4 protein-coding genes and 1 pseudogene are annotated in these 4002 nt (G+C 60.2%); 4 read left to right on the top strand and 1 reads right to left on the bottom strand.

Going from position 1 to position 4002, the window contains the following annotated elements:
• The first annotated feature begins 231 nt into the window (after positions 1–231).
• From ACX4ZE_RS20195 to ACX4ZE_RS20180, 4 genes and pseudogenes are all read left to right on the top strand, one after another.
• A complete protein-coding gene (locus tag ACX4ZE_RS20195) occupies positions 232–579 on the top strand; it encodes a hypothetical protein (protein WP_480275034.1) in 348 nt (115 codons plus the stop codon).
• 377 nt (positions 580–956) lie between these two features.
• Positions 957–1706: a transposase family protein gene (locus ACX4ZE_RS20190; RefSeq protein WP_480275033.1), complete on the top strand. Its 750-nt coding sequence runs from the start codon at positions 957–959 to the stop codon at positions 1704–1706.
• 302 nt (positions 1707–2008) lie between these two features.
• Positions 2009–2245, top strand: a pseudogene (locus ACX4ZE_RS20185) (type II toxin-antitoxin system ParD family antitoxin); the annotation flags it as partial.
• Positions 2233–2466 (top strand): type II toxin-antitoxin system RelE/ParE family toxin, encoded by a 234-nt coding sequence (locus ACX4ZE_RS20180; protein ID WP_480275032.1) that lies wholly within the window; start codon positions 2233–2235, stop codon positions 2464–2466. The pseudogene ACX4ZE_RS20185 and the gene ACX4ZE_RS20180, both read left to right, overlap by 13 nt.
• 168 nt (positions 2467–2634) lie before the next feature.
• Here ACX4ZE_RS20180 and ACX4ZE_RS20175 read toward each other — a convergent pair whose 3' ends face one another.
• Positions 2635–3510, bottom strand: coding sequence for an ETX/MTX2 family pore-forming toxin (locus ACX4ZE_RS20175; protein ID WP_480275031.1), 876 nt, complete (start codon positions 3508–3510; stop codon positions 2635–2637).
• Positions 3511–4002: the final 492 nt, after the last annotated feature.

Below are 4002 nucleotides of genomic sequence, written 5' to 3'. Positions count from 1 at the left end.
CCGGGGCCAGCGAGACGGTCGTTCTACGACCGGGATACCCGAGGAGAATCCGTAGCTGCGTAAGCGGGTGGTCGAACTTGCAGTACGGGTTCAGGGCTGACCAATCTGACTGTACAATCATATTTCATCCGTGATCGGTCTCCACTTCTACCAATTAGCTGGTGAATAAGCCTCGCGGTTCGGCCAGCGTGGCAGCTTGATTGCAGTCATAGCTTCTGGTCGGCTTATGGGATGTCCGAGCCCGTCGTGCCCGCTGTCGAGCAGTTGCTCGCGATGGTGGTCGAGCTGGATCGCCGGCTTGCCGAGCAAGATCGGTTGATCGCCGAGTTGCGGGCTGAGGTCGCGGAGTTGCAGTTGCATAAGTTGCGCAGGCATATCAGCCAACCACCGTGCATCTGGGTCGTGACACGATCGCCGCCGAGGTCCGCGATCCGCTGTTACGCCTATGGGGGGCACGCCTCGTCGTACGGCCTGCTCGACAGCCCTGGCCGCGACGGGCCGATACAATCCGAGACCCGCAACTTGTTCGAGCGTATGAAGTTCTGCGCTTCGCGCGAGGCTTGCGGGTATCTTTCATGAACAATCTGACCGAACACGAGCCGCGGTCGGCGGAGGCATAGACCGAGATCTCGGGCTGCCATCGCTGCAACGACGGAGCTCGCGCACGGCTGCAAATTCTGCTGCATCTCGGCATATGCAAAACAGCGTTTCGGTCCTGACGCCTGCGCACCGCTAACGCTGGAAATCCCTGGGCGCCAGCCACATAGAGGTTTATTCAGCGGTGTGTGCGCGGCCTTCGGCCGTGCGCACTTACGGTCGACCGAAGGCGGGATTAGCAACTTTCAGGATATTGGCATCGCTGTATCGCGACCAGGCGTGTCGTTGCGTGAGCGGGGGCCCAACGCACTGCAAAATCGTTCTGCTACAAAGTTTTCCGTAGACGAGGGCCGCCGCGCATGTACCATACCACCGGCTTCATCGCCGACGAGATCACCGACCTGGTGTCGATCATCCACCAAGCCTGTGACGGTACCGGGACGTGGCCACCGAGCCCGGGGCTGCGCCGCTGCGTGTGCGTGACCCTGGCCTATCTGCGGCGCAACCGGGTCCAGCAGGAACTGGCCGAAGCGTTCGGCACATCGCAGCCCACGATCAGCCAGGCGATCAACGCGCTCACCCCGCTGATCGCCACCGCGCTGGAACAGTGGATTCCGGTCGCCGACGATATCGAACCGGCCAGCAGCTACGTGCTCGACGGCACCCTGTTGCCGTGCTGGACCTGGACCGGTCACCACGAACTGTTCTCCGGCAAGCACAAGACCACCAGCATGAACGTGCAGATCCTCTGCGATCTCGACGGCAACCCGGTCTGGATCTCCGACCCTACCCAAGGCTGCGACCACGACATGGCCGCTCTCGACACGTCCGGACTGCTCGACGGCCTCGATCCATCGAAAAGCCTGGCGAACAAGGGTTATCAAGGATCCGGGATGATCACACCAATCAAGAAACCCAAAGGCCCCGACCTGCACGAATCCGACGCCGACTACAACACCGACCTCAACCGACTGCGCGCAGTCGTCGAACGCATCATCGCCAACCCGAAAACCTGGCGCATCCTCCACACCGACTACCGCCGCCCCCTGGCAACCTTCAAGGAAACTATCACCGCCACCATCGGACTATTCTTCTACCGACTCCGGTGAATAAGCTTCCCTGTAGGACCTGTTCGAGTATGACGCTTGGGTAGATGTTCAGAGGCAGCCGAAGTCGGGAAGTGCGGGTGTGACCTGAGGCTTTCGGCATGTCGTCGGAGACACGACTGCTACTGGTTTCTGCCGGAGTGCTGGATGTGCTGATGCGCTTGCCTGATCCGCGGGAAGGTCATGGAGGTGCGGCACGCGGTCGTCGCCGTCATAGCGGCACCGCAGCTGTCCGTCGGCGCCATCAACACCACCTCTTCCGGCTGCAGGCTCGTATTCCATTACCAAAATTGGTTCGTATAGTCATGGTCAAGAACACGTCCGTCAGCCTCAACGATCACTGCATCGAGTTCATCGAAGCCGAGGTCGCTTCAGGCCGCTACGGCTCGGCCAGCGACGTTGTCCGTTCCGCCCTGCGGCTGCTCGAAGTCTGCGAGACCAGGCTCCGCTCGGTGCGCGCGGCTCTCGTCGAGGCCGAGAACACCGGCCCCAGTCTGCCGTTCGACGGCGAGGAGTTCTTGATACGCGAGTGGGCCGAGTCCGGCCACCGGTGCAGGCCGAGCACTGCGTGCGCGAGCTGCTGCGCGCTTTCGACTGTGCCGCCGAGAATGCCCGCAGCGGCCGGTCCCGCGAAGACATCCGACACGGCTACTTCCGCTTACCCATCGGATCCCACATGGTCTCCTACCGGTTCGCCGCCGGCGGCATTGCCGAGTCCATGCGCATCGTGCACCAGCGGATGGATGCTGACCGCCACCTCTAGCCGCACACCCGCGCCACATGACCGGCGTGAGGAGACAGAGGGGAACTGCAACGGTCGGATGGTTCGGGGTCGAGACAATCCCGAACCACCCGACCGTTGAATCCACAGTCTTGGCCTTCTGACCTGATCGCTACCGGGAGAAGGCCCGCGGTGATATATGCGGATAGATCAGAGTGCGCTGAAGGTTCGTGTCAAAGTCTTCGGCGCGGGTGCGCTGGGAGCGTCCGGTTTGATCGAAATCTTGACCATGAAGTTTGCCCCGTAAGTGGCATCGTAGGTTCCGGCACCATTGAAGACCAGCGCCTGCTTCGCATTGTCCAGCGAGAATCCTTCTCGCAGTGGCGGGGTCTTCCTGTGGTCAACGGTCTGTCCGCTGTCCTGCGACGACTTGATCGTCGTATAGACCGGGTACTTGGGACCGACCTTGCCGGCGATGCCATTTATCGGAAATCTAAATTGGACGTCGCCGCCGATATCGGTGGACAAGTCGACTTTTCCGCTGGCTACTGACTGCTGCAAGGTAACGGTGACCGTGGCTGTGGAGTGGGGAGGAACCTTGATGGCCTGTCCGGGAGCCGTGTAGGTCGTCGCCGTGGATGTCGAAGTGCTGTGCGTCTGACTGAAGCTCCAGGTAGTATTCAGTTCGGCGCCTATCTGCAGTGCCTTACTGAGATTCAGTGAGGCCGATACCTTGGTCCAGACATCGAACCCGCGCGTGACCGACGTTGTCGTCGTGTTGGCCACGGTCTTGGAGAAGCTCTGGCTGGTCAGGGTCTGTGGCTGGTTACTGGTGTTCCGCAAGGTCGACGTGCCCGCGAACCACTGTTTACCCAGAATGACTTTGGGTTTTCCCGCAAGCTTCGCAGCGGAATTGGTGAACGTCACACCACCGTAATACAAGTGGGGATATTTCATTATTTGGTCCTGAAATAGACCGTCGAGGCTGGTGATCTTGGGGGGGCCCGCATACGCGGGAACTGCTGCCATGAAAATGGCGGAGATCGCGGATATCGTACCGACAGCAACAGTGATGCCACGCTTCATTGCCATATCCTTCTATCTTCTTCGATTCTTTCAGGCACGCGATAGCTGCGCGTAACGCGCACGAAGTCCGCCATGATCAATCGTCCTCCGGCGTCCTTGCTGGAAGACGTGACAAGGAAGATCTGTACGGCAATGCTTGCGCACCCGCAATCGAGGTTCCTTCAACACCTTTTCCGGCGGAGACCAGTAGACATGGCTCCGTGAGACACTGTCAACGAAGTTCGTTTTTGTTCTTTTTCTTCACGGCGGTTCCGGGCCTGGTCCTACCGCTGGAGCCGGCGTGGCATATTCGACTGCGGCGGTCGGGTCGAACATCGCCGCGTTGTTATTGTTTGTCACCGGTCATCACGCGGCGTGAGATATCTTCGCCGGTAACGGTGTCGTGCGACTGATCAAGCTCTTCTGGCCGAGCTCGACCGGTAGCAGCAGCCCACCAAGAAACCCCTGGACCTCAGTCCAGGGGTTTCCGAGTATGTCGTCAACGGCAACGGA

This window comes from Nocardia sp. TBRC8007 (assembly GCF_056629435.1).
Note: the sequence above shows the minus strand (reverse complement) of the source record. Positions and strands in the feature narration are given on the sequence as shown.